The 24,778-nt window shown below is 59.8% G+C and carries 27 protein-coding genes and 1 pseudogene; 8 read left to right on the top strand and 20 right to left on the bottom strand.

Translation table 11 applies throughout. The features are described from left to right. Positions 1 to 36: 36 nt before the first annotated feature. Positions 37 to 921: an urea transporter gene (locus tag PSH64_RS08040; protein WP_305480403.1), complete on the top strand. Its 885-nt coding sequence runs from the start codon at positions 37 to 39 to the stop codon at positions 919 to 921. A gap of 42 nt (positions 922 to 963) precedes the next feature. On the opposite strand, the gene PSH64_RS08035 is transcribed toward PSH64_RS08040, so the two are convergent. Together PSH64_RS08035 and PSH64_RS08030 are read right to left on the bottom strand one after the other, a co-directional pair. Then, positions 964 to 1,779, bottom strand: a complete 816-nt coding sequence (locus tag PSH64_RS08035; protein WP_305480402.1) for an alpha/beta hydrolase — start codon at positions 1,777 to 1,779, stop codon at positions 964 to 966. Between the two features lie 61 nt (positions 1,780 to 1,840). Beyond that, positions 1,841 to 4,414 carry an autotransporter outer membrane beta-barrel domain-containing protein gene (locus PSH64_RS08030; protein WP_305481123.1) on the bottom strand — a complete coding sequence of 858 codons (2,574 nt, stop codon included), beginning with the start codon at positions 4,412 to 4,414 and terminating at the stop codon, positions 1,841 to 1,843. Between the two features lie 218 nt (positions 4,415 to 4,632). Between PSH64_RS08030 and PSH64_RS08025 the strand changes: the two genes are divergently transcribed. After that, a complete protein-coding gene (locus PSH64_RS08025) occupies positions 4,633 to 5,457 on the top strand; it encodes an ion transporter (RefSeq protein ID WP_305480401.1) in 825 nt (274 codons plus the stop codon). A 106-nt stretch (positions 5,458 to 5,563) separates the two neighbouring features. Continuing rightward, positions 5,564 to 6,562 (top strand): sulfate ABC transporter substrate-binding protein, encoded by a 999-nt coding sequence (locus tag PSH64_RS08020; RefSeq protein ID WP_105339819.1) that lies wholly within the window; start codon positions 5,564 to 5,566, stop codon positions 6,560 to 6,562. Between the two features lie 158 nt (positions 6,563 to 6,720). Here the strand turns inward: PSH64_RS08020 and PSH64_RS08015 are convergent, their stop codons facing one another. After that, complete coding sequence (locus tag PSH64_RS08015; RefSeq protein ID WP_105339820.1) at positions 6,721 to 7,350, bottom strand: hypothetical protein; 630 nt, start codon at positions 7,348 to 7,350, stop codon at positions 6,721 to 6,723. A 226-nt stretch (positions 7,351 to 7,576) separates the two neighbouring features. On the opposite strand from PSH64_RS08015, the gene PSH64_RS08010 reads away from it, so the two are divergent. The 3 genes and pseudogenes from PSH64_RS08010 to PSH64_RS08000 all read left to right on the top strand — a co-directional run. Then, a complete protein-coding gene (locus PSH64_RS08010; RefSeq protein WP_305480400.1) occupies positions 7,577 to 8,782 on the top strand; it encodes an MFS transporter in 1,206 nt (401 codons plus the stop codon). A gap of 244 nt (positions 8,783 to 9,026) precedes the next feature. Then, complete coding sequence (locus PSH64_RS08005; protein WP_305480399.1) at positions 9,027 to 9,494, top strand: helix-turn-helix domain-containing protein; 468 nt, start codon at positions 9,027 to 9,029, stop codon at positions 9,492 to 9,494. Continuing rightward, positions 9,491 to 9,565: pseudogene (locus PSH64_RS08000) on the top strand (PIN domain-containing protein); the annotation flags it as partial. The gene PSH64_RS08005 and the pseudogene PSH64_RS08000, both read left to right, overlap by 4 nt. Before the next feature lie 114 nt (positions 9,566 to 9,679). Here PSH64_RS08000 and PSH64_RS07995 read toward each other — a convergent pair. From PSH64_RS07995 to ccmA, 10 genes are all read right to left on the bottom strand, one after another. After that, the gene (locus tag PSH64_RS07995) at positions 9,680 to 10,078 is read right to left on the bottom strand and encodes a hypothetical protein (RefSeq protein ID WP_064619435.1); all 399 of its coding nucleotides are present in this window, start codon (positions 10,076 to 10,078) and stop codon (positions 9,680 to 9,682) included. A 14-nt stretch (positions 10,079 to 10,092) separates the two neighbouring features. Next, entirely contained in the window at positions 10,093 to 11,295 is a 1,203-nt protein-coding gene (ccmI, locus tag PSH64_RS07990) for a c-type cytochrome biogenesis protein CcmI (RefSeq protein WP_105339822.1), read from the bottom strand. Next, positions 11,288 to 11,761 carry a cytochrome c-type biogenesis protein gene (locus PSH64_RS07985; protein WP_018925074.1) on the bottom strand — a complete coding sequence of 158 codons (474 nt, stop codon included), beginning with the start codon at positions 11,759 to 11,761 and terminating at the stop codon, positions 11,288 to 11,290. Before PSH64_RS07985 ends, ccmI begins: the two co-directional genes overlap by 8 nt. Continuing rightward, positions 11,758 to 12,294 (bottom strand): DsbE family thiol:disulfide interchange protein, encoded by a 537-nt coding sequence (locus PSH64_RS07980; protein WP_105339823.1) that lies wholly within the window; start codon positions 12,292 to 12,294, stop codon positions 11,758 to 11,760. Before PSH64_RS07980 ends, PSH64_RS07985 begins: the two co-directional genes overlap by 4 nt. Next, positions 12,291 to 14,294, bottom strand: coding sequence for a heme lyase CcmF/NrfE family subunit (locus PSH64_RS07975; protein ID WP_305480398.1), 2,004 nt, complete (start codon positions 14,292 to 14,294; stop codon positions 12,291 to 12,293). The genes PSH64_RS07980 and PSH64_RS07975 overlap by 4 nt, the downstream gene beginning before the upstream one ends. Before the next feature lie 3 nt (positions 14,295 to 14,297). After that, the gene (gene ccmE, locus PSH64_RS07970; protein ID WP_105339825.1) at positions 14,298 to 14,753 is read right to left on the bottom strand and encodes a cytochrome c maturation protein CcmE; all 456 of its coding nucleotides are present in this window, start codon (positions 14,751 to 14,753) and stop codon (positions 14,298 to 14,300) included. Further along, complete coding sequence (gene ccmD, locus PSH64_RS07965) at positions 14,750 to 14,926, bottom strand: heme exporter protein CcmD (protein ID WP_105339826.1); 177 nt, start codon at positions 14,924 to 14,926, stop codon at positions 14,750 to 14,752. Before ccmD ends, ccmE begins: the two co-directional genes overlap by 4 nt. Continuing rightward, entirely contained in the window at positions 14,923 to 15,678 is a 756-nt protein-coding gene (locus tag PSH64_RS07960; RefSeq protein WP_305480397.1) for a heme ABC transporter permease, read from the bottom strand. Before PSH64_RS07960 ends, ccmD begins: the two co-directional genes overlap by 4 nt. 97 nt (positions 15,679 to 15,775) lie before the next feature. Further along, positions 15,776 to 16,444 (bottom strand): heme exporter protein CcmB, encoded by a 669-nt coding sequence (ccmB, locus tag PSH64_RS07955; protein ID WP_105339828.1) that lies wholly within the window; start codon positions 16,442 to 16,444, stop codon positions 15,776 to 15,778. Further along, the gene (gene ccmA, locus PSH64_RS07950) at positions 16,441 to 17,076 is read right to left on the bottom strand and encodes a cytochrome c biogenesis heme-transporting ATPase CcmA (RefSeq protein WP_105339829.1); all 636 of its coding nucleotides are present in this window, start codon (positions 17,074 to 17,076) and stop codon (positions 16,441 to 16,443) included. The genes ccmB and ccmA overlap by 4 nt, the downstream gene beginning before the upstream one ends. A 197-nt stretch (positions 17,077 to 17,273) precedes the next feature. Here ccmA and PSH64_RS07945 point away from each other — a divergent pair, with 197 nt between their 5' ends. After that, positions 17,274 to 18,848, top strand: coding sequence for a flagellar hook-length control protein FliK (locus PSH64_RS07945; RefSeq protein WP_305480396.1), 1,575 nt, complete (start codon positions 17,274 to 17,276; stop codon positions 18,846 to 18,848). Beyond that, positions 18,845 to 19,174 carry an EscU/YscU/HrcU family type III secretion system export apparatus switch protein gene (locus PSH64_RS07940; protein WP_105339831.1) on the top strand — a complete coding sequence of 110 codons (330 nt, stop codon included), beginning with the start codon at positions 18,845 to 18,847 and terminating at the stop codon, positions 19,172 to 19,174. The genes PSH64_RS07945 and PSH64_RS07940 overlap by 4 nt, the downstream gene beginning before the upstream one ends. A gap of 134 nt (positions 19,175 to 19,308) precedes the next feature. Here PSH64_RS07940 and PSH64_RS07935 read toward each other — a convergent pair whose 3' ends face one another. The 7 genes from PSH64_RS07935 to PSH64_RS07905 all read right to left on the bottom strand — a co-directional run bounded on the left by PSH64_RS07935 (position 19,309) and on the right by PSH64_RS07905 (position 24,770). Beyond that, a complete protein-coding gene (locus PSH64_RS07935; RefSeq protein WP_105339832.1) occupies positions 19,309 to 19,701 on the bottom strand; it encodes a DUF2802 domain-containing protein in 393 nt (130 codons plus the stop codon). Next, positions 19,702 to 20,187, bottom strand: a complete 486-nt coding sequence (locus tag PSH64_RS07930) for a chemotaxis protein CheW (RefSeq protein ID WP_007938663.1) — start codon at positions 20,185 to 20,187, stop codon at positions 19,702 to 19,704. Positions 20,188 to 20,261: 74 nt separating this feature from the next. Next, a complete protein-coding gene (locus PSH64_RS07925; protein ID WP_105339833.1) occupies positions 20,262 to 21,128 on the bottom strand; it encodes a CheW domain-containing protein in 867 nt (288 codons plus the stop codon). 30 nt (positions 21,129 to 21,158) lie between these two features. Beyond that, positions 21,159 to 21,947 (bottom strand): ParA family protein, encoded by a 789-nt coding sequence (locus tag PSH64_RS07920; protein ID WP_105339834.1) that lies wholly within the window; start codon positions 21,945 to 21,947, stop codon positions 21,159 to 21,161. 43 nt (positions 21,948 to 21,990) lie between these two features. Beyond that, positions 21,991 to 22,884 carry a flagellar motor protein MotD gene (motD, locus tag PSH64_RS07915; protein ID WP_105339835.1) on the bottom strand — a complete coding sequence of 298 codons (894 nt, stop codon included), beginning with the start codon at positions 22,882 to 22,884 and terminating at the stop codon, positions 21,991 to 21,993. A 15-nt stretch (positions 22,885 to 22,899) separates the two neighbouring features. Next, on the bottom strand, positions 22,900 to 23,640 hold the full coding sequence (locus tag PSH64_RS07910; protein ID WP_007938659.1) for a flagellar motor protein: 741 nt from the start codon (positions 23,638 to 23,640) through the stop codon (positions 22,900 to 22,902). Continuing rightward, complete coding sequence (locus PSH64_RS07905; protein WP_105339836.1) at positions 23,640 to 24,770, bottom strand: chemotaxis response regulator protein-glutamate methylesterase; 1,131 nt, start codon at positions 24,768 to 24,770, stop codon at positions 23,640 to 23,642. The genes PSH64_RS07910 and PSH64_RS07905 overlap by 1 nt, the downstream gene beginning before the upstream one ends. Positions 24,771 to 24,778 lie beyond the last annotated feature (8 nt).

The raw sequence follows: 24,778 nt of genomic DNA, 5'->3' as shown, positions 1-24,778 counted from the left end.
GCTGGCGACTCGGTCCCTCAGACACACAGACCTAAAATGCCCACCAACCACTTCAACACCCACTGCCCCGACTGGGCCACCGCCCTGCTCAACGGCTTCAGCCAGATTTTCCTCCAGCGTCATCCGCTGTGCGGGCTGTTGTGTCTATTAGCGATTCTGTTCACCGCGCCCGCTCTGCTCGGCGGTGCGCTGCTGGGAGGTGTCGCCGGGTTGCTCACTGCGCAACGTCGCGGCTATGCCAAGGCCAATCGTCAGGCCGGGCTATTCAGTTACAACGGCATTTTGCTCGGTCTGCTGCTGAGCCTGTATTTCCCTTGGTCAGCGCTGTTGCCACCGCTGATCATCGCCTGCGGCGGCCTGAGTGCGATGCTCACCCAGCAATGGCTCAAAGGTGCCCGCGATCATCAATGTCTACCGGCCTACACCGCACCTTTCGTTGGGTTGAGTTGGTTGTTGCTCGGCTTTGCCGCGCCACAGCAATCCGTTTCTCTGATCGAACTGAACAGCCTCAACCTGCTCGCCGCCGAATTGAAAGGCCTGGGGCAAGTCATGTTTCTCGGCCATCCCCTGGCCGGCGCGCTGATTGCCGCCGGGTTGCTGATCGCCGACCGCCGTGCCTTTGCGTGGGCGCTGCTCGGCTCCGCCGCCGGCCTGGGTTTCGCCTTGTTGCATCACGACACCTCCAGCGCCTTGCAGGGCTTGAGCGGCTACAACCCAGTACTCGCCGCCCTCGCCTTCAGCGCGCAACGCCGCCAACGGTGGTTGCCGCTGCTCGGTATTCTGCTCGCGGTATTGCTCACACCGGGATTCGCCGCGCTGGGCCTGGCAACGCTGACCGCGCCGTTCATTCTTGCCTGCTGGCTGATTCGCGCAGGCATTCGGGTGTTGCGTCAGGCCGCTGTCGACGCCTTGCGCTATTGATCGCTGAATCAATGGGGGCGCCTGAAAGGGCTGAAATTGCATTCAGCGCAATGGATCAGTCTCACAAGCCATCGGCAGGTCCGACCGCGCGCCCCAACTTTCATCGTATCCCTGATCGTGGGTGGCGAGAGTTTCGACGGCTTCCAGGCATTTGCCCTGAAGCTGCGTGGTGTAGACCTGGAGCATTTGAGGCGGCACGACCTTGTCATTCAAACCAATGAAATGACGTTGCGGGAGCGCACGCAACTTGTCGCGAAATTGCAGAGGTGTCACCGGCTTCGAGAATGGCGCGAGCTGCATCAGCTCAGCCCACTTTACCGGGTCGAGATTCCCGGCAATTGTTTGCACTTGAGTGACGTCGTTACGAGTCCCCGCAAGGACCAAGGCAATCGCTGCGCCGCCCGAATATCCGACCAGTTCGAACTGCTCCACTGCAAAGCGGCTTTTCAGACGATCAAGGGCTGTGTTCATGGCCTCCATGACTGATGAATTGAAACGACCGGAAGTCCACAAATCAGTATTGCAACCCGGTGATGCCACGAACTGACAAGGGCGCGCCAGATAGGCACTGGGCCCCCGATCTCCAGCGGCCAATTTCGCCATCAAGGACACTCGAGGGGTCGGGTCGATACTCGGTTGAGATCGTGTCGCCCATGCCCGACCATCGCCTTCAATGTAAACACGCAGATGCTTGTAGCCCCCTGGTGGCGGTAGCAAGGCCATGAGTGTGTAAGGTGAACTATCGAGCGTGCCAGGACTAAGCGAGGAGCCTTGGCTTACCGCCTGCAAATCGACTTTACCCGCGCACCCGCTAAGCCCGAAAACCGTGAAACCGATAGCGGCCAGTGCTTTAAACATGGTTTGAACCTGTTGATCAGACGCAACGATCCGCCAGCGCGAACCGTTGCGATCCAGTCGATCAAAAAGCGTAGCGCGCTTCAACGGTAAAGGTGTCGGCGTTAAAACCGCTCTTCGCTTGATAGCTATAGTTGGTCCCCAGGGTTAGAGCATCAACTTGATACTTCACCCCTATGCGCCCTTCATAACTATCACGCACCGGACTGGCTCCCGCAACAATGAAAGGCGAGCCCCCCAGGATGAAACTGGAGGTCTGACTGATCTGGTCACCGATAAAGTCGTGGTAAGCCATCACGCTCGCTTCAGGTGTGAGGGTGCCATTGAGCAATGGCACGTCAGCGGCCATTCGCAACCCGGCGCCCAACTCGCCAATTTCGAAGCGCTGGGCATTGGAGTGCAAGGCGGCCGATGAGCCATGCTCATTAAAGCTGTCCAGCTGAATATTGGTGTAGCGTGCGGCAACACGCGGTTCGACAATCAGTTGGTCAGTGAGTTTGAAGGTGTAACCGCTCAAGGCGCTCAGTGCCCACGCGTCACTGTTGTAGCTGGCTTTGGCCGCGCTGTCGGCAATATAGCGTTTGCTGTCGTTGTCATTGCGCCCGTAACTGAGGCTGCCATCGACAAACCAGTTGCGCAGATCCCAGCTACCGTACAGCGTCAATGCCTGGCCCTGTACATCGGTCTTATTTCCAGTATCGGAGGTGACGTTGGTGTTCAGATACGAATAGGCCAGACCCACGGTGGAGTTGGCATTCAGCTTGCCGTCCGCCCCGACAGCAATACCGCTGCTGTTGGCCGAATAACCGGCGACTGCATCACGGCTGTCCTGATCCTGATTGCTGCTCAATCCCTGAACCCACACGCCGGTATCTGCCAGTGAATCCCCTGATGAGAGCCCCGAGCGCAGACCGGACACGCGGTTGCTGATCGCTCCATTCATCATCGCCTGACCCGATACTGCCGCATTGACCGCCCCACGGCTGACTTCCGGCGCCAGTTGCTCACCGAGCTTCGCCAGCGCCTCTTGGGAAGAGGCGTTGGCAAAGGCTTTGAAGACCGCATCATCACTGTTCAATTGTCCCAGCGGGCCATTCTTGAAGCGATTGAGGATCTGGCGGGTGCTGCGGGAGGTGCCGACGTTCCCCTGCTCTTCATCCACCTGACTGTCACTTTTCAGTGTGACCAGCGCGTTGACGGTCTGGGCATCGGTTGTATAGCTGGCGACGTTCAACAACGAGGACGAACTGGTAACGCTCAACCCGTTGTTCTGCAGGCTGCCGGCCTTGACCAGCGTGTATTGAGTGCCGGCAGCGGTCGGCGTGAAATCACCTGGTTTGGCATTCAACGTCACTTTGGAGGACTGAGCGAAGGTCGCCTTGCCGTCCACCGTCAAATAGGGCGTGCCGGGCGTGACGCGATCCGAAAGCAACATATCGATGCCACTGTTGGCTCCGACGTTCAGGTCACCGGTAATTACGACCCCCTGGTTCTGAAGGTTCAGGGATCCCGAAACGATGGAAACCGTGCTGCCAATCTTGCTACCGGTGTAATTGGCTTGACCCGCCACATTCACCCCATTGAGATTGAGCAGATCGCCCTTGATTGCACCGCCGGTCCAGTTCAGTTGCGCCAACCCTGCGCCATCGATGGCCGCCGCATGATTGCTGCGAATTTCGCCACCTTGCTGGTTGATCTCGAACGCTGATGTCTGGTCCGCATCGACCCGGATCGCAACACCGTCCGCAGTGATATTGCCGGAGTTGATAATGCCCCGAGCGCCAGACACAGCATTCTGCGTGAAAGTGGCACCGCCGAGCTTGATGCCAACGGCGTCTTCACCCGATGCCTCAATAGTCCCGGTGTTGAGCAAATAATCGACTGAACCATCCAAAAACCCGATAGCCTCGGCGTTCTTGCCGACGCTCATGATCGAGCCGCTGTTCTCGATCCTCAACGCGCTGGTTTGGGTCTCGACATGAAAAGCGGAGGCGTTCTGACCCGTGGCACGAATCGTTCCTGAGTTGAGAAGCTTGCCGGTGATGCTCACGGGATGCCCGGAATGGGAATCCAGAATCAGCCCCACGGCATCGTTGCCCTGCACATCGACAACACCACTGTTGATCAGATCGCCGCCAATAGTGGTCCCATGGAGGTAGATACCCTCAGGCGAGCCATAGATATTGGCTCCCGATGCCTGGGTGATGGAGACAGTCCCGGCGTTGATGACATTGCCGGTGATAGTGGTATTGGCGATCTCGATTCCCTCAGCGCTATTCACGTTGGAAAGAGAAAGCTTGCCGGCATTGATGAAGTCACCCTGAATGTTGCTGCCGCTGGAGTTGAAGAAACCGACATCCAGTCCGATCCCGGTCACCGTCGCGCCTTGAGCGTCGAAAGTGAAGTCGCCCCGGTTAATGAGTGAGCCCGCGACGGTGTTCTGGAAGAACGTGACACCTTTGTTGTCCGTGTTGCTCTGGCGAGTCCGTTGCCCGGTGAGAGTCAGCGTTTCATTAAGAGTTTGACCAGTCCAGTCCTTGAAACCCTGGCTCAGATCGTACTCGCTGGCAAAGGCCTGAACGGTCGAAGCGCTGACAACCATTGCCAGCACGCTTTTCTTGAAAAACTTGTTATCCATATCACTTCCGTGAGGTTCTGAAATCCATCGCCTGAAATCCAAGCCGCACATCAAGACAAAGGGTTTTGGTCTGTGGGAAGTCGATATATCGACGAGATAGTCAATTTCTGAAGCGATGAACGACCAAAACCGGCTAAACATGGCGTACCCAGCGTCCAGCTTGCGCAATCCTCGCCAATCACCCAGGCTTCTCTCATTTTCGGCTTGGGCACGACCTTATGGAAAACAACAACGACTGGCGCCATCGCCTCTACGTCATGATTTTCCAGAGCGACACAGTGGCTGGACGGCGCTTTGACAGCACGCTGTTGCTGATCATCCTCGCCAGCCTGGTGATCGTGGTGCTGGACAGCATCGACAGCGTTCACCAGAACTACGCCGACGTGCTGGCGTACATCGAATGGGGCTTCACCGTCATTTTCGTCATCGAATATGGCCTGCGCCTGTACTGCTCGCCGAAACCCTTGCGTTACGCCTTCAGCTTCTATGGGTTGGTGGATTTGCTGGCGATCGTACCCGGCATCCTCGCCCTGTATTACAGCGATGCGCAGTACCTGCTGATCATCCGGATCATTCGGATGTTGCGGATTTTCCGCGTGCTCAAGCTCAGCCCGTATCTGAAACAAGCCAACTATTTGATGTCGGCGTTGCGCGGCAGCAAGCAGAAGATCGTGGTGTTTCTGCTCAGCGTCAGCACCCTGGTGACGGTGTTCGGCACCTTGATGTACGTGATCGAAGGCCCGGAGCACGGCTTCACCAGCATTCCCAAAGGGATCTATTGGGCTATCGTGACGCTGACCACCGTGGGTTTTGGCGACATCGTGCCGAAGACGCCGCTGGGACAGGTGATTTCATCCCTGGTGATGATCACCGGTTACTCGATCATCGCCGTGCCGACGGGGATCTTTACCGCGGAACTGGCCAACGCCATGCGTGGTGAACAACTGCAACACGATTGCCCGATCTGCAAGAAAAACAGCCACGAACACAGCGCGGCGTTCTGCTCTCGTTGTGGCAATGCGCTGTTCAAGAAAATGGAATAAGCAAAGTGTTTTTTAATCTTTAAACGACTATGCGAGTCCGGCTATAGTCGCTGGCAAATTGCCAATACTTTCCAAAGAACATATTTGATAACACAAGGAATGCGCAGTGAAAAAACTCTTTGGCGCCTCACTTCTGGCCGCTGGCCTGGCCTTGAGCGGCGTGGCTCAGGCTGCACCGACCCTGCTGAACGTTTCCTACGACGTGATGCGAGATTTCTACAAGGACTACAACGCTGCCTTCCAGAAACACTGGCAAGCCGAGCACAACGAAAACATCACGCTGCAGATGTCCTTCGGCGGCTCCAGCAAACAGGCGCGTTCAGTGATCGACGGCCTGCCGGCTGACGTCATCACCATGAACATGGCCACCGACATCAACGCCCTGGCGGACAATGGCAAACTGGTCCCGGACAACTGGGTCACGCGCCTGCCGAACAACAGCGCGCCATTCACCTCGGCCACTGTGTTCATCGTGCGCAAAGGCAACCCCAAAGCCCTGAAAGACTGGCCGGACCTGCTCAAGGACGGCGTACAGGTGATCGTCCCCAACCCGAAAACCTCGGGCAACGGCCGCTACACCTACCTCTCGGCCTGGGGCTATGTGCTGAAAAACGGCGGTGACGAAAACAAGGCAAAAGCCTTCGTCGGCAAACTGTTCAAACAAGCGCCGGTGCTGGATACCGGTGGCCGCGCCGCCACGACTACTTTCATGACCAACCAGATCGGCGACGTGCTGGTGACCTTCGAAAACGAAGCGGAAATGATTGCTCGCGAGTTTGGTCGTGATCAGTTCGAAGTGATTTACCCGAGTGTTTCCGCTGAAGCCGAGCCGCCGGTGTCGGTGGTCGACAAAGTCGTCGAGAAGAAAGGCACTCGCGCCGCTGCCGAGGAATATCTGAAATACCTGTGGTCCCCGGAAGGTCAGGAAATTGCCGCCGCCAATTACCTGCGACCGCGTGATCCGGCGGTGTTGGCGAAGTACACCGATCGTTTCCCGAAAGTGGATTTCCTGTCGGTGGAGAAGACCTTTGGTGACTGGCGCACTGTGCAGAAGACCCACTTCAATGATGGCGGGGTTTTCGATCAGATTTACAGCGGTCAGTAATTCCTGAGCTCAATGAAAAACTTGAGCGACGACAATCCTGTGGGAATGTGGTTTGCCCGTGAAGAATGCACCGTGGTTTTTCAGGTATTACGCGTCATCGTTCTTCGCGGGCAAGCCACGCTCCCACAGGTTCTACGCCTTGACTGACTGGCATTACCCTACATCGGTGGGGTTACGCCGTCCTTGCCGGCTGCAATCGATTGGGCGGTGAGCGCCCCGTCGGCACTCTGGGTCACGAACGTCACGATCTTCACGCCCACCTTCAGCAGGCTGCGACTGCCCGGCATCAGATTGACGATCGGCACATCTTCCGGCACCAGAATCCTCTGCTGACCGCCCTTGTAGTTAACGGTCAGAACCCGGCCGTTGCTGACCACCAGATCACCCACGCTGCCGTTGGTCATGCTGCTGCCCTTGACCAGATCAAAAGGCCGATGGCCGTCGCCGCTGCCGGCCAGTTCCGGCGGGAAGACATGGACTTCCAGGGCTTTGAGAGTGCCGTCTTCCTGGGGCACGGCGGCCGAGCCGATGTAACTGCCGGGTTTGATGTCTTCGATGTTGGCCAGGGTGACGGCGCGGATTTTGGTGTCTTTGGTCAGGTTGATCACCACGTTTTCGCCGCTGCTGACGTGGACTTTCAACACGTCGGCGCTGACACCAGTGATCTCGCCGCGCACACCGATACGCATCCCCGGTGCGTCGCCGGCCTGAACAAGACCAGCCGTAAACAAGCTGATCAAGGTAACCACTGAAGCACCGCGGATCAGGTGACGGAACATCGCATTCATGTTGAAGTGCCTTCCGGTTTATGGAACGAAAGAGAACATAAGCACGCTATCGAAGAACAGTGAATGTATCATCGGATCCCGATGGTCGGGCACAGATTCATCGCAGACTGCTCATGGGCGTCACTCATTGCGCAAAGGAATGATGACTATCACTCCAAACCCTCTTCCGCCGCTCTAGCCAGCCGTTTAGCCTCTGCGCACTTCTTCTTGTTCAGCGAGCTACATTATGAATCCAGCGACTCAGGTGCCCCACGGTACCGCGACAATGACCCGAGGGATGGTGCTGCTCTTTGCCTTCTGTTGTGGCGCGATCGTCGCCAACATCTACTACGCCCAGCCGATCATCGGCCTGATCGCGCCGGACATCGGCCTGACCGACACCATGGCCAGCCTGATCGTTTCGCTGACGCAGATTGGTTATGCGCTGGGTCTGTTTTTCCTGGTGCCGCTGGGTGACCTGCTGGAAAACCGCCGCTTGATGATCATCACCACCGTGGTGGCGATTGCCAGTCTGCTGGGCGCGGCGTTCACCGATCAGCCGAATGTTTTTCTGCTGGTCTCGTTGTTGGTGGGGTTCAGTTCGGTGTCGGTACAGATCCTGATTCCGCTGGCCGCCCACCTGACGCCGGAAGCGTCGCGCGGCCGCGTGGTTGGCGGGATCATGGGCGGCCTGCTGCTGGGGATTCTGCTGGCCCGGCCGGTGTCCAGCGTAGTGGCCGACCACTTCGGCTGGCGCGCGATGTTCGTCATCGCCGCAGTGTTGATGGCAGCGATCAGCATCGTGCTGGCCCTGACGGTGCCCAAGCGCCAGCCTGATCACAGCGCCTCCTATGGCCAGTTACTGGGTTCGCTCTGGACGCTGTTGCGCCAACAACCGGTTTTGCGTCAGCGGGCCTTTTACCAAGCCTGTATGTTCGCCACCTTCAGCCTGTTCTGGACCGCCGTGCCGCTGGAACTGACGCGCAATCATGGCTTGTCGCAAACCCAGATCGCGATCTTCGCCCTGGTCGGAGCCATCGGCGCGATTGCCGCGCCCATCGCCGGTCGGCTGGCCGATGCAGGACACACCCGCAACGCCTCGCTACTGGCCATGCTGTTCGCCAGCCTGAGCTTCCTGCCGGCCTTCATCCACCCGGCCTACAGCGTCATCGGCCTGGCCGTGACGGGCGTGGTGCTGGATTTCTGCGTGCAGATGAACATGGTCCTCGGCCAACGCGCGGTTTACACCCTCGACGCCAAAAGCCGCGGTCGTCTGAATGCGCTGTACATGACCAGCATCTTCATCGGCGGCGCGTTCGGCTCATCGGTGGCCAGTGCGGTGTACGAACAGGGCGGCTGGTTGTGGATCGTGATTGTCGGCAGCGTGTTTCCGTTGCTGGCGTTGTTGCGGTTTTTGAGTGCTTCGGAGAAGCCTGCACTGGCGACGGCGTAACAACGTTAGAAACATCGTGAACAAACGTAAGTCCCTGTGTGAGCGGGATTGCCCGCGAAAGCGTCAGGTCAGTCGACATTTCTGCTAAATGTCACACCGCCTTCGCGAGCAAGCCTACACACCCGATCTCCAGCACTAACGCGACTGCATAAGGAGCTGAAAAGCCGGTCGTTTCGTTTATTGCGATTTTCGTTTGATTCGAATAGCCTTCCAATATCGATTATTCAGAATATTGGAAAGCATCATGTCACCAGTTATCCATCCCCCCCTTAACCTGCCCATGGAGCGTGAGGTCCAGGCCGCTATCGAAGGTCAGCGCACCTTGGCTGCCTACCTCGCCACCCAATTCGAAACTCAGCATATCCAGATTTTCGATGAGCAGAATGAAGCACACAGCGTCGAACTTCCCACCTCAGCGCTTCGGTTGCTTGTCGACATCCTGGCAGAGCTCGCTGCAGGCAACGCCGTCAAAGTGGTCCCGGTACACGCTGAACTGACCACCCAGGAAGCGGCGGACTTGCTCAATGTCTCACGCCCGCACCTGATCAAACTGCTGGAGTCCGGTGAGTTGTCCTACCACAAAACCGGCAAGCACCGACGTGTGCGCTTTACCGATTTGATGGACTATAAAACCCAGCGCGACATAGCCAGCGAGCAAGCAATGACTCTTCTCGCCGAGCAAGCACAAGCGTTAAGGACAGGATACGAGTGAGGCACTCCCCTTTTACCGCTGTATATGACGCATGTGTTTTGTACCCCGCTCCCTTGAGAGATTTTCTGATGTGACTCACGCGCTCAGAACACTTTCAAGTTCCTGGCACTGCAGTTGAATCGCTCAATCAAGATCTTTTCAAATGCCAAAAAGCAAAACGGCGATCCTCAGATCGCCGTTTCCATTCACTGCCCGAATTGTCTGCCCAACCCACCCGGTACGCCATGGATGTCTGTCTCTTCCCATGGCCCGTTCGGGCTGATCGAGCGGCTCCAGCCGTTGTCCCAGCGGTAGTAGGTGCGCTGGCGGTAGAAGGTGTTGGTCTGGTTGTCGAGGACGTAAACGCCGAGCTTCGCATCCCAATGGCTGTTGCCCCCCGGGGGCGGGGCGAAGCTGGCGGAGGTGCGTGGCACCGGCTTCGATGGTTTGCTCGGCGTGACCGGTTTGCTCGGTGTGGTCGGTTTGGTGCTCGGCTGCGAGGGCGGGATTGGCGGCAACCGTTCGGGTTCGTACTCCTGGACCGCACACGCGCTTAGCCCCAAAACCATCATGCTGAGGAGAGTGATACGAGCGAAGGCGGTCATGGTGGCGTTTCCTGTTATTTATCCGGGCTGTCGATGGTCAGTTTTTGTGGCGCGGTGGTGCTGGTGGCCAAAGGTTGGCTGCGACCGATCCATTCGCCGGCTGTTGGTTGGCCGGCGCGCGAGATACGCGCAACCAGTTGGACTTCGGGGAAGTTCGACAGTTTCAACTGGGGCATCATTGCATCGGCATCGCCCAGCTCGACGGTCGCCGGCAAGTCGGCGACCGTCAGACGCTTGGCGGCCAGCGGTGCGGGTGGGCCAGAGATGGCGCGGGCGAAGATGAACACGCTGTCGCCGGGCTGAACCTTGGCTTTCAAGTCCGGTGCCAGATCAACATGCACCTTGAGCATTGCTGCAGCTTTGGCCGCAGGCGCCTGAGCCACCTTGCCGCCGCTGGCTTCAAGCTTCTCGGCGGCCCGAGCGATGCCGCCTTGCAGCGCTACACGGGATTGGTCATCCGGGGGCAGTTGCACCAGCAGGCGATTCCAGTAGTCAATGGCGTCCTGATAACGCTCGCCTTCAAAGGCCGCAATGCCCAGCAACCCAAGGCTGGTGACTTCCTTCGGATCGGCTTTCAGTGCTTCGTCAGTCAGGGCCTGGACCTTGTCCGACCACTTCTTGCCATCGGCGAAGTATTGGGCCTGAGCCCACTGCCCGAGCAGTTCCGGCTGGCGACCGGCCAGGTTCACGGTACGTTCGAAGATTTTCGCCGCATCGCCAGGGCGGTCCTGAGCCATGTAAGTACGGCCGAGGAAGTACAGGCCTTCGGCGGAATCCGGTTGGGCCGCCACCGCACGCTCCAGGCGACGGGTCATCTCTTCCATCGACTGCGGTGCCTGGGCGAACTCGCGAGTCAGCTCGACTTTGTCGCTGGCACCGAAATGCAGGTACAGCCCAAGGCCCAACACGGGCACCAGAATCGCCGCCAGCAATGGCAACGGCTTGCCCAGACGTGACACCCGCGGGGCCTCGACGCCTTCGGTGTCGGCCAGCAGTTCACGGGCCGCTTCAGCGCGACCGGCGTCCATTTGTTCGGCGTTGAGCACGCCCTCTTCCTGCTGAGTCTGCAACTCAGCCACGCGTTCCTGATAAAGCGCGACGTTGAGCGCCGTACGATCCTCTTCAAGCTGGGCGCGACGACCGCGCAGAACGGGGATCAGCAAAAAACTCAGGGCTACCAGAAGCAGCAGGCCTGCAGCGAGCCAGAAATCAATCATGCTTGGTTTTATCCAACAGGTGGTCGAGGCGCTCGCGCTCATCAAAAGAAAGCGTGTCCGGGCTGTCAGCGCGTTGCACGCGACGACGGCGGACGATCACGGCGATGATCACAAAACCGCCCAGCAGCAGGCCGGCCGGGCCGAACCAGAGCAATGCGGTCTTGGCATTGAGGGCAGGTTTGTAGCGGACGAAATCACCGTAGCGGTCGACCATGAAGTCGATGATCTGCTGGTTGTCCTTGCCCTCGCCGAGCATGCGGAAAATCTCTTTGCGCAGGTCGGCGGCGATCGGTGCGTTGGAATCGGCGATGTCCTGATTCTGGCACTTGGGGCAACGCAGTTCCTTGGTCAGCTCGCGAAAACGTTCGCGATCGCCTTCTTTGGCGAACTCATAGGTATCGATGGCCGCGTGGGCCACGCCGGCCATGCTCAATCCCAGCACGGCGGCGGCAATCCAGCGCTTCATGGCTTGGCCTCGTCGACCAGCGCCTGATACTTGGCCGCCAGTTTTTCGCGCCAGACTTGCTCGTCGATCACCCCGACGAACTTGTCGCGGATGATGCCCTTAGCGTCGATGAAGAAGGTTTCCGGTGCGCCATACACGCCGAGGTTCAGGCCCAGGGTGCCCTCATCGTCACGAATGTCCAGTTGATACGGGTTGTGGAACTCGGCCAGCCACTTCAAGGCGTCTGCATTGGTGTCCTTGTAGTTGATGCCGTAGATCACCACGCCCTTCTCGGCCAGTTTGTTCAACACCGGGTGCTCGACCCGGCAGGAAATGCACCAGGTGCCCCACACATTGACCAGTGCCGGTTTACCCAGGATGTCCGCTTTGGTCAGGGTTTTGTCGCCCTGCACCGAGGGCAGGGAAAACTCCGGGAACGGTTTGTCGATCATCGCCGAGGGCAGCTCGGCCGGGTTCAGGTACAGACCCCGATACAGGAAAACAGCAACCACCAGAAAAATCGCCAGCGGCAACAGCAACAACCAACGTCTCATGCAGTGGCTCCCGTCATGCCGAGCGCTTCACGCACGCGGCTTTTTACCTTGACTCGATAACGACGATCCAGCGCCGCCAACAACCCGCCTACACCTGTGAGCAGCCCACCGAACCAGATCCAGCGCACGAACGGTTTGACGTGCACGCGAACCGCCCAGGCGCCCTCGCCCAACGGCTCGCCCAGTGCGACGTACAGGTCACGGGTGAAACCGGCGTCGATCCCGGCCTCGGTCATCATCGAGCTTTGCACGGTGTACAGGCGCTTTTCCGGGTGCAGCACGCTGACTTCCTTGCCGTCGCGGATCACCCGTACGGTGCCCTTGTCGGAGGTGAAGTTCGGGCCTTCGAAGTGCTTGGCGCCTTCGAACACAAACTGATAACCGGCCAGGCTCATGGACTCGCCCGGCGCCAGACGCAGATCACGCTCGGCACTGTTCTGGCTCGACAACACGACGCCCAGGGCGCACACGGCAATGCCCAAATGCGCGATCTGCATGCCCCAATAGCTGCGGGTCAGGGTCGGCAGGCCTTTGATCAGGCCCTTGTGACGGGTCTTGTCGAAAATGTCCCGCACACCGGCCAGCAATACCCAGGCGGCAAGCATGAAGGTCGCCAGCACCGCCCAGTTGAAATCGCCGTAAGCAACGCCCGCCACCACGGCCAGCGCGGCGCTGCCGAGTAATACCGGGGTCAGCATGCTCATCAGCCATTTGACCGGGGTGTCTTTCCAGCGCACCAGCATGCCGACCGCCATCACCACCATCAGTATCGCCATCAACGGAATGAACAGCGCGTTGAAGTACGGCGGGCCGACCGACAACTTGGCGCCGGTCATCGCATCGAGAATCAGCGGGTACAAGGTGCCGAGCAGGATCATCGAAGCCGCCACCACCAGCACCAGGTTGTTGCCCAGCAACAGGGTTTCCCGGGACCACAGGTTGAAGCCGACATGGCTCTTGACCACCGGGGCGCGCAGGGCGAACAGCGTCAGCGAACCACCGACCACAAACAGCAGGAAAATCAGGATGAACACGCCACGCGCAGGATCGGAGGCAAAAGCATGAACCGAAGTCAGCACGCCGGAACGCACCAGGAAAGTCCCCAGCAGGCTCAAAGAGAACGCGGCGATGGCCAGCAACACGGTCCAGCTCTTGAACACGCCACGTTTTTCCGTGACCGCCAACGAGTGAATCAGCGCGGTGCCCACCAGCCAAGGCATGAAGGAGGCGTTTTCCACCGGGTCCCAGAACCACCAGCCACCCCAGCCGAGTTCGTAGTAGGCCCACCAGGAGCCCAACGTGATACCGATACCGAGGAAAGCCCAGGCGACGATGGTCCACGGACGGGACCAGCGCGCCCACGCCGCATCGAGCCGACCGCCCAGCAGCGCGGCGATGGCAAAGGCGAAGGCCACGGAGAAACCGACGTAACCCATGTACAGCATCGGCGGGTGAACGATCAGGCCGATGTCTTGCAGCAATGGGTTGAGGTCGCGCCCGTCCGCCGGCATCTGCGGCAGGATCCGGGTGAACGGGTTGGAGGTCAGGATCAGGAACAGCAGGAAACCGGTGCTGATCATGCCCATCACCGCCAGCACCCGGGCCAGCATCACTTGCGGCAACTGCCGGGAGAACACCGACACTGCGAAAGTCCAGCCACCGAGGATCAGCGCCCACAGCAGCAACGACCCTTCGTGAGCGCCCCACACGGCGCTGAATTTGTAGTACCACGGCAGCGCGCTGTTGGAGTTGCTGGCCACATAAGCGACGGAGAAGTCGTCCGCCATGAATGCATAAGTCAGGCAACCGAAGGCGAACAGCAGAAACGCGAATTGCCCCCACGCGGCCGGCTGGGCCAGGCTCATCCACAAACGGTCGCCGCGCCAGGCACCGAGCAACGGCACCACGGCCTGCACCAGCGCGAGACACAACGCCAGGATCATGGCCAGGTGGCCGAGTTCGGGGATGAACAGCCCTGAACCATAGAGAGCGGAAGTCATCAATTAACCCTCTTTCGCGGGAGTCGGTGCCGACTGACCACTGTCTTTCAACGCCTTGGTCACTTCCGGCGGCATGTACTTCTCGTCGTGCTTGGCCAGCACTTCGTCGGCCACCACTACACCGTCAGCGTTGAGCTTGCCGAGGGCAACGATGCCCTGCCCTTCGCGGAACAGGTCCGGAAGAATGCCGCGGTAGCTGATGGTCACGGATTTGTTGAAGTCGGTGACGATGAATTTCACATCCAGGGAGTCGCCGGAACGTTGCAGCGAACCTTTTTCGACCATGCCGCCGGCGCGGATGCGCGTGTCTTGCGGCGCTTCGCCGTTGGCGATCTGGGTCGGGGTGTAAAACAGATTGATGTTCTGCTGCAGGGCGCTCAGGGCCAGGCCGACAGCAGCGCCGACACCCACCAGGATCGCGAAAATGATGACAAGACGCTTTTTACGCAGCGGATTCACTGGTCGTTCTCCCGGCGCAGACGTCGCGCCTCTTGTTGCAGATACCGCTTGCGGGCCAGGATCGGCGCCGCCACGTTAAGGGCCAGCACGGCCAGGCTTATGCCATAGGCTGACCAGACATACAGGCCGTGATGGCCCATGGCGAGAAAGTCGCCGAATGAAGCGAAACTCATCGAGCAGCCTCCAGACTGTTCTGTACTTCGGATTTCACCCAACTCGCCCGGGCTTCGCGCTTGAGCACTTCAAGGCGCATGCGCAGCAACAGCACTGCGCCGAAGAAACAGTAGAAACCCAACACCGTCAGCAGCAGCGGCAGCCACATCTCGGCAGGCATCGCCGGTTTTTCGGTGAGGGTGAAGGTCGCGCCCTGGTGCAGGGTGTTCCACCACTCCACCGAGTATTTGATGATCGGGATGTTGATCACGCCGACAATGGCCAGCACCGCGCAAGCCTTGGCCGCGCTGTCACGATTGCTGATGGCGTTGCCCAGCGCAATAAGACCGAAGTACAGAAACAGCAGAATCAACATGGACGTAAGTCGCGCATCCCAGACCCACCACGAACCCCAGGTCGGTTTGCCCCAGATCGCGCCGGTAACCAGCGCCACCGCGGTCATCCAGGCACCGACCGGGGCGGCGCATTGCAGGGCGACGTCGGCCAGCTTCATTTTCCACACCAGCCCGACAACGCCGCACACGGCCAGCATCACGTAGATCGACTGCGCCAGCATGGCGGCGGGAACGTGGATATAGATGATTCGAAAGCTGTTGCCTTGCTGGTAGTCCGGCGGTGCGAAGGCCAGGCCCCAGACCACGCCGACGCTGATCAGCAGCAACGCCGCGACGCTCAGCCAGGGCAGCAATTTGCCACTGATGCCGTAAAACCATTTGGGCGAGCCGAGCTTATGAAACCAGGTCCAGTTCATTGCTGTTTCCATCACGGTTGCTGTTCGTTATCACGAAACAGCCAAAGGGTTGGCCTTTCTTCAAAAGAAGTGGTTAAAAAATAACCAGGCCTCATTATTATTCGCCGACACTGATCTTCAGGCCAGCAGCTATTGCAAAAGGTGTCAGGGTTATCGCCAGGGCGGTCAGGCTACCAAGCCACAAGAGATAACCGGTCGCCGGCATGCCCTGCAAGGCCGCCTGCAAGGCGCCACTGCCGAGGATCAACACCGGGATGTACAGCGGCAGAATCAGCAGCGCCAGCAACAGACCACCACGCTTCAATCCTACCGTCAGCGCCGCGCCCACCGCACCGAGCAGGCTCAGTACCGGTGTACCCAGCAATAAAGAAAGCAGCAACACCGGCAGACAGGCGGCAGGCAAACCGAGCATCAATGCCAGCAACGGTGCGAGCAAAACCAGTGCCAGGCCGGAAAAGGCCCAGTGTGCCAGCACCTTGGCCAGCACCAGAAGAGGCAGGGGGTGCGACGAAAGGACCCACTGCTCGAGGGATCCGTCTTCGAAATCACTGCGGAAAAGCCCGTCCAGCGAGAGTAAGACCGATAAAAGCGCCGCTACCCAGACCAGTCCCGGAGACAAGGTTTGCAACAATTGAGTCTCGGGGCCGACCGCCAGCGGGAACAAGGAGACGACGATGGCGAAAAATACCAACGGGTTCGCCAATTCGGCGGGACGGCGGAACAGCAAACGGGCCTCACGGGCGACCAACAGGCCGAAAACACTCATACGGCCCAGTTCCCCAAATCAATGTCGCGATAGCCGGCCGGCATCCGGCTCAGCGTGTGGTGAGTGGTCAGCACCACCATGCCGCCGCGCTCACAGTGTGCGGCCAGGTGTTCTTCGAGTTGCGCCACGCCTTGTTTGTCGAGCGCGGTGAACGGCTCGTCGAGAATCCACAGCGGCGGGCTGTCCAGGTACAACCGCGCCAACGCCACACGACGTTGCTGGCCGGCAGACAGGGTGTGACAGGGAACATCCTCGAAACCGCGCAGCCCCACCGCCGCCAGTGCTTGCCAGATCGCCTCATGGGAGGCCGGATGGTGCAAGGCACAGAGCCAACTGAGGTTTTCCTCGGGGGTCAGCAGATCCTTGATCCCGGCGGCATGGCCGATCCACAGCAGGTTACGCGCCAGTTCGCTGCGTTGTTCGTTCAGCGGCTGGCCGTTGAGCAACACTTGACCGGCGGTCGGGTGCATCAAGCCGCAAAGCAGACGTAACAGGCTGGTCTTGCCACTGCCGTTGGGGCCGCTGATCTGTAACATTTCGCCACTGGCCAGTCGCAATTCGAGATTTTCGAAGAGCAGCCGAAGGTCTCGCTCACAGGCAAGGGCAACGGTTTGCAGGACAGGACTGGTCAAGGGTTCAAGGGCCTTATGCGGTTCAAGTCGGCTCTGGCGCGGCCGTTAAAGAGATGCAGCATAGATGCAATGACGGCTTGTTCTAGAGAGCTGCGTCAATCAATTGCAATGTTTTCGCCACTCAGCGGAAGACGGGCGGCATTATACATGCCGTGTCTCACTCTCAAGAGTGCAATTTCCTCAGGTTGTGTCCGCGTATGACAGGCGAAATGAACATCCTCCCGCTCCCGCCAACCACCCCGGCGACTTCGCGCCCATTGGTGGTCAGCGGCGAGTTGCTCAAGCTGCTGACGCCGATGGAGGGCCTGATCACGGCCGGTCAGACCGCCAAGGCCGAAGTGCTGTCGCTCAAACAGGCGGATCAAACCTTTCAACTGTTGCTCAAGGTCACCCTCGACAGCGGCCGTCAGACCACGGTCCAAGCCACCAGCACTCAGCCGCTGCCCCAGGGCGCCAGCCTGACGGTTACCCAACCGTCGGCGGGCAATCTGGCAGTCACGGTGCAACAGGCGATCGCCTCCAGCGTCGCCACCCTCACCCGTATCGACACCTCGCAACTGCCGGTTGGCACCTTGCTGCAAGGCAAAGTGCTGACCTCTCAAGTGATGCCGCAGGTGCCGGGCCAGCCGACGGTGTTTCGCTCGATGGTGAGCCTGCTCAACACCGCGCTGAGCGGCAGCACGTTGAGCATCGACAGCCCGACGCCGCTGCGCATCGGCACCTTGCTGAGCGCCCTGGTGCAGGACACCCAGACCCTGAAATTCGTGCCGCTGAGCAGCCGTCAGGAACAGTTGGCGGTAACCCAACAACTGGTCAGCCAGCAAAGTCGCCAGGGCTCCCTGGATGGCTTGATCAAAGTCCTGCAAAACCTGCCACCATCGGATCAGACCTCCACCGACCTGCGCGCCGCCGTGGACAAACTGCTCGCCGGCCTGCCGGACGTCCAGCAACTGAGTACGCCCAAAGGCCTGGCCCAGGCACTGGCCAACAGTGGCCTGTTCCTCGAAGCGAAACTGCTGACCGGGCAAAACCCGACGCTGACGCCGGACATGAAAGGCGACTTGCTCAAGCTGATCGCCCAACTGACGCCGGGCCTGCCGGCCAACACCAATCTCAATGCGATCATTGCCGCCAACACCCTGGTCCAGGCCATGCCGAGTTTCGTGCGCAATGCTCTCGGCATGCTCGGGCAGGTCAGCGCCAAGCCATCACCGACCAGTTTTCCGCTGCCCGAGCGCCTGCTACAAAGCGCCGAAGGCGAAAATGATCTCGAGCACCTGCTGCGCCTGGCTGCGGCGGCAGTTTCACGCTTGCAAAGTCATCAGCTGTCGAGCCTTGAGCAGACTGGCGTCACCAGTGACGGGCGGTTGATGAGCACCTGGCAACTGGAAATCCCCATGCGCAACCTGCAGGACATCGTGCCGTTGCAGGTCAAATTCCAGCGCGAAGAGGCCCCCGAAAAAGAACAACCGCGCGAACGCCGCGATGAACGCGAACCCAAGCAACCGCTATGGCGCGTCGAGCTGGCGTTCGACATGGAACCGTTGGGGCCGTTGCAGATTCAGGCCCAACTGATCCAAGGCAGCCTCTCCAGTCAGTTGTGGGCTGAACGGCCGTACACCGCGAGCCTGATCGAAAGCAATCTGGCCGCGCTGCGCCAGCGCCTGCTGGATTCCGGGCTGAACGTCGGCGATCTGGATTGCCACCTCGGCACACCGCCACAAGGCCCTCAAACCCGTCTCGAACAACGCTGGGTCGACGAAACCGCATGAACGAATCCACCGCACCGCGCCAGGCCATCGCCCTCAAATACGACGGCAGCCACGCCCCTACCCTCACGGCCAAAGGTGACGAAGAACTGGCTGAAGAAATTCTGCGGATTGCCCGGGATTACGAAGTGCCGATCTATGAGAACGCCGAACTGGTGAAACTGCTGGCGCGAATGGAATTGGGCGAGAGTATTCCCGAGGAGTTGTATCGCACGATTGCCGAGATCATTGCGTTTGCGTGGAATTTGAAGGGCAAGTTTCCCGAGGGGCACGATGCGCAGGCGTCGAGGATGGAGAAAGATATCACCGAGCGCGGGGATGATTACTGAGGTTTCGAGGACGCCTTCGCGAGCAAGCCCGCTCCCACAGAGGGTTGGTGGTGTTCAAGCATTTTGTGTCCACCACCGATCCACTGTGGGAGCGGACTTGCTCGCGAATAGCGATCTCAACGCAATTGCACAAATCAGTTTCTGTGCAACTTGCTCATCAACTCCGCCTCAGCCTGGGTCAACCCGCAAGACTGAGTCAGTTCATCGACGCTGGCCCCCATCCCCACCAGACGCGCGGCCTGGGCGAATGAAAGGCTCGACGGATCACGCTGCTCCAGCTGCGCCAGTTTGTCCGGCAACGGCCCGACCACCGCGCGCAGTTCGTGGAGGTCTTCACCCATGCGCACGTTGCCGTTCTGGTAGTCGTCGACGCGCTTGGCCAGGTCCTTGATGCGCTGATCACGCAGCGCATCGCCCTGGGCCTGTTGTGCGGCGATCTGCCTTTGAGCGCGGATGTACGCCAGGAACATCGCCAGCGTGCCTGCCCACAAAAGGAACAGGACAATGACAGCCACCTCAAGAATCAATCAGATACTCTCCAGTTCCGACCATTCTTCTTCGCTCATCATCTTGTCCAGCTCGACCAGGATCAGCAATTCGTTGTTCTTGTTGCACACGCCTTGAATGAACTTGGCGGATTCTTCGTTACCGACGTTCGGCGCGGTCTCGATTTCCGACTGACGCAGATAAACCACTTCAGCCACGCTGTCGACCATGATCCCGACCACTTGCTTGTCGGCTTCGATGATGACGATACGGGTGTTGTCGCTGACATCGACCGTACCGAGGCCGAAACGCTGGCGGGTGTCGATCACGGTGACCACGTTGCCGCGCAGGTTGATGATGCCCAGCACGTAGCTCGGGGCACCCGGCACCGGAGCGATTTCGGTGTAGCGCAGGACTTCCTGTACGCGCATCACGTTGATGCCGTAGGTTTCATTGTCCAGTTTGAAGGTGACCCATTGCAGGATCGGATCTTCGGAACCTTTTGCCGCCGTCGCCTTGTCATTCATACCCAGACCCCTCGAAAAACCGCCCTGGCGGTGTGTGTTCAGTGCACCGGCACTTGAAGGCCGATGCGTGTTTTTTATGTCGGTTTGTGGCTCGGCTTACTGCCGCCCATGTGCTTCGCCCCGCCGCTGGCGATCAATTCGGCCAGTTCGGCGACATCGAGCAAGGCGCACATGTGTTCAATCACCGTGCCGGCAAGCCATGGCCGCTGACCCCGGTGACTTCTCCATTTGATTTCATTCGGGTCCAGGCGCAACGAGCGGCTGACCTGATGCACCGCCAGCCCCCACTCATAGCCCTGAACCGAAATCACGTATTGCAGGCCCTGGCGGAAATCATCGCGGTAGCGGTCCGGCATGACCCAGCGAGCGGTATCCAGCACTTTCAGGTTACCGGCCTGGCTCGGCAGGATCCCCAGGAACCATTCCGGCTGACCGAACAACGGCGTCAGCTCGTGACCGGCCAAAGAGTAAATCGAGCCCAGGCACACCAGCGGCACCGCCAGGGTCAACCCGGCGACATCGAACAACAGGCATTCGAACGGCTCGGCCGCCCAGGCCGGACGACCGTCGGTTTCCACCGGCGGCGGTGTGTTGCTCGGCGGCAGATGAACTTCCACCACCGGCGGCACCAACGCTTGCAGCAGCGGTGCAATGGTCGAGACAGGCGCCAGAATCGGTGCCGGTGCTTCGATCACAGCCACCGGTGCCTTCACCACTGGCGCAACAACGGGGGCCGCGACCACTGCCGGCTTCTGCGCATCGCGCGCCTGCTCTTCGAGCACCGCCGCCTGGAACTCGTCCAGGGCAGCTTCAGCCTCGACAACCTCGGGCAGCGCCTCGACTTCAGGCATCAGCTCTTCGGTCGCGTCCTGCAGCAAGCCATCCAGATAAGACTGAAGGGCCAATTGCGGGCGCGAGGTGATCTTCACCGGCCGGGTCATGCGAATACCATCGTAGGAATCGGGCTCATCTCAAGCCACCTGCGGAACAAGTTGCTGGGCGAGCAGATGCTTGAGCAGTGCGCGGTAGGCGAGAACGCCACGGCTCTTGCCGTCGAATTGCGAAGGCGTCAGCCCCGCCCGACTCGCGTCGCGCAGGCGGGTGTCGATCGGGATGTAGCCTTGCCAGATTTCTTCCGGGTACTTGTCGCGCAGCACGCGCAGGGTGCCGAGAGAAGCCTGGGTGCGGCGGTCGAACAGGGTCGGCACGATGTTGAACGGCAGCGCCTGTTTGCGTGAGCGGTTGATCATTGCCAAGGTGTTGACCATGCGTTCCAGACCTTTGACCGCCAGGTGCTCGGTCTGCACCGGAATCACCAACTGCTGGCTGGCCGCCAAGGCATTGACCATCAGCACGCCGAGCAATGGCGGGCTGTCGATCACGGCGTAATCGAAATCCTGCCAAAGTTGCGCCAGGCTCTTGGCGATCACCAGGCCCAAACCACTCTGGCCCGGCGACTGGCGCTCAAGGGTGGCCAGCGCGGTGCTCGACGGCAACAGGGAAATGCGTTCGTCGCTGGTGGGCATCAGCAACTGACCGGGCAAGCCTTGCGGCACGCTGCCCTTGTGCAGGAACAGGTCGTAGCTGCTGTGTTCCAGGCTGTCGGGGTCGTAACCGAAGTAGCTGGTCATGGAGCCGTGGGGATCGAGATCGACCACGACCACGCGCTTGCCCGCCTCTGCCAGCAACCCGGCTAAAGCGATGGAGGAAGTGGTTTTACCGACACCACCCTTTTGATTGGCAACTGCCCAGACTCTCATTCGGATTGTTCCTCCCGGTCGAAAACGTCGACCGAGAAATAGCTCAACGTATTAATGCGGGTGACGGAGAATTGACGGCACTCTCGCGTCCCGGCGACTTGACCGGGGTAGGTGCAGTTTGTGTGCCAGCCCGCTTCAATGCGGCATCCGGTTGTGCATGGGCCGTTCCGGTACCGGTGAGACTGCGACGTACATCGAGATTGCGTGACACCACCAGCACCACCCGACGGTTACGCGCGCGACCTTCGGCGGTGGCGTTGTTGGCCACCGGCTGGAACTCGCCGTATCCCACCGATGCCAGACGACCAGGGTTCACACCCTGCATCGCCAGCATCCGCACGATGCTTGCCGAACGGGCCGAGGACAGTTCCCAGTTGGTCGGGTATTGCGCGGTACGGATCGGTTGATCATCGGTGAAGCCTTCGACGTGGATCGGGTTGTCGAATGGCCGGAGGATCGCGGCGACCTTGTCGATGATGTTGAACGCGATGTCGCTGGGCATGGCGTCGCCGCTGCCGAACAACAGGCTGGAATTGAGTTCGATCTCGACCCACAACTCATTGCCGCGCACGGTCATCTGATTGGAGCTGATCAAGTCGCCGAACGCCGCGCTGATGTCATCGGCAATGCTTTTGAGCGGATCGTTGGCGGCCTGGGCGATACCGGCGTCGATCTGTTCGCTGTCCTTGACCAATGGCTTGGCCGGGGTCACGGTCTGCGGTCGCTCTTCACCGATGGGAATCGGCTTGAGGGCGCGATCGGAGTCGGTAAACACCCCGATCAACGCCTCGGAGATGACCTTGTACTTGCCTTCGTTGATCGACGAGATCGAGTACATCACCACGAAGAACGCGAACAGCAAAGTGATGAAGTCGGCGTAGGAAACGAGCCAACGTTCATGGTTCACATGTTCTTCAGGTTGCCTGCGACGTGCCATGGTCCATGTCTCCCATCAATCCATAAAGCCCTGAAGCTTCAACTCAATAGAGCGAGGGTTTTCACCTTCGGCGATCGACAGGATCCCTTCCAGCAACATTTCGCGATAGCGCGACTGTCGCAACGCGATGGACTTGAGCTTGGCGGCAATCGGCAGCAGCACCAGGTTGGCACTGGCCACGCCGTAAATGGTGGCGACGAAGGCGACGGCGATGCCGCTGCCCAGTTGCGATGGATCGGCCAGGTTGCCCATGACGTGGATCAGGCCCATCACCGCACCGATGATACCGATGGTCGGCGCGTAGCCGCCCATGCTTTCAAAGACTTTGGCGGCTTCGATATCGCGGCTTTCCTGGGTGTAGAAATCCACTTCCAGAATGCTGCGGATCGCTTCCGGTTCCGCGCCGTCCACCAGCAGTTGCAGGCCTTTACGCGAGTAACTGTCGGGTTCGGCGTCGGCCACCCCTTCCAGGCCGAGCAAACCTTCCTTGCGGGCGGTCAAACTCCAGTTGACCACGCGATCGATGCCACCGGCCAGGTCCACGCGAGGCGGGAACAGGATCCAGGCGAGAATCTGCATGGCACGCTTGAAGGCACTCATCGGCGATTGCAGCAGCGCGGCACCGATGGTGCCACCGAGTACGATCAGCGCCGCCGGGCCGTTGGCCAGAGCGCCGAGGTGACCGCCTTCAAGGTAGTTGCCGCCGATAATGGCGACAAACGCCATGATGATCCCGATAAGGCTGAGTACATCCATCAGATGCAAGCCTCAACCAGATGCCGACCGATGTCGTCGAGGCTGTACACCGCGTCCGCGAGCTCGGCTTTGACGATGGCCATCGGCATGCCGTAGATCACGCAGCTGGCTTCATCCTGCGCCCAGATCGCACTGCCGCCCTGCTTGAGCAGACGCGCGCCTTCGCGACCGTCAGCGCCCATGCCGGTCAGCACCACCGCCAGAACTTTGTCGCCGTAGGATTTGGCCGCCGAACCGAAGGTGATGTCCACGCACGGCTTGTAGTTCAGACGCTCGTCGCCCGGCAGGATTTTCACCGCGCCACGGCCGTCGATCATCATCTGCTTGCCACCCGGTGCCAGCAGCGCCAGGCCCGGACGCAGGATGTCGCCATCCTCGGCTTCCTTGACGCTGATGCGGCACAGCTTGTCCAGGCGCTCGGCGAAGGCCTTGGTGAAGGCTGCCGGCATGTGCTGGATCAACACGATCGGTGCCGGGAAGTTGGCAGGCAACTGGGTCAGGACCCGTTGCAGTGCAACCGGGCCACCGGTGGAGGTGCCGATGGCGACCAGTTTGTAGGCTTTGCGTTTCGGCGCAGGAGATGACGGAGCTGCTGCATGGGGGCGCGCCGCAATCGGTGCCGGTGCCGGACGCGCAGGCGCGCTGCTGCCGTAGCTGCCAACGCTCGAAGGTGCAGGCGTCGGGGCTGGCGCAGCAACCGGTGCCGGTGGAGTGTAGGCGCTGACACGACGGTTACTGCGCGAGATGCTGAGAATCTTCTCGCACAGCAGTTGCTTGACCTTCTCCGGGTTACGGGAGATGTCTTCGAAATTCTTCGGCAGGAAGTCCACCGCGCCGGCGTCCAGCGCATCGAGGGTGACCCGGGCGCCTTCGTGGGTCAGCGAAGAGAACATCAACACCGGGGTCGGGCAGCGCTGCATGATGTGCCGCACCGCCGTGATGCCATCCATCATCGGCATCTCGTAGTCCATGGTGATCACGTCTGGCTTGAGGGCCAGGGCCTGATCGATCGCCTCTTTTCCGTTGGTCGCCGTACCGACGACCTGGATATTTGAATCCGCTGCAAGAATTTCCGAGACGCGGCGGCGGAAAAACCCCGAATCGTCCACCACCAGGACTTTGACTGCCATAAACACTC

Source organism: Pseudomonas sp. FP1742 (assembly GCF_030687145.1).
GTDB classification, from domain to species: Bacteria; Pseudomonadota; Gammaproteobacteria; order Pseudomonadales; family Pseudomonadaceae; genus Aquipseudomonas; species Aquipseudomonas frederiksbergensis_D.
This window is presented reverse-complemented; position numbering and strand designations above follow the sequence as displayed.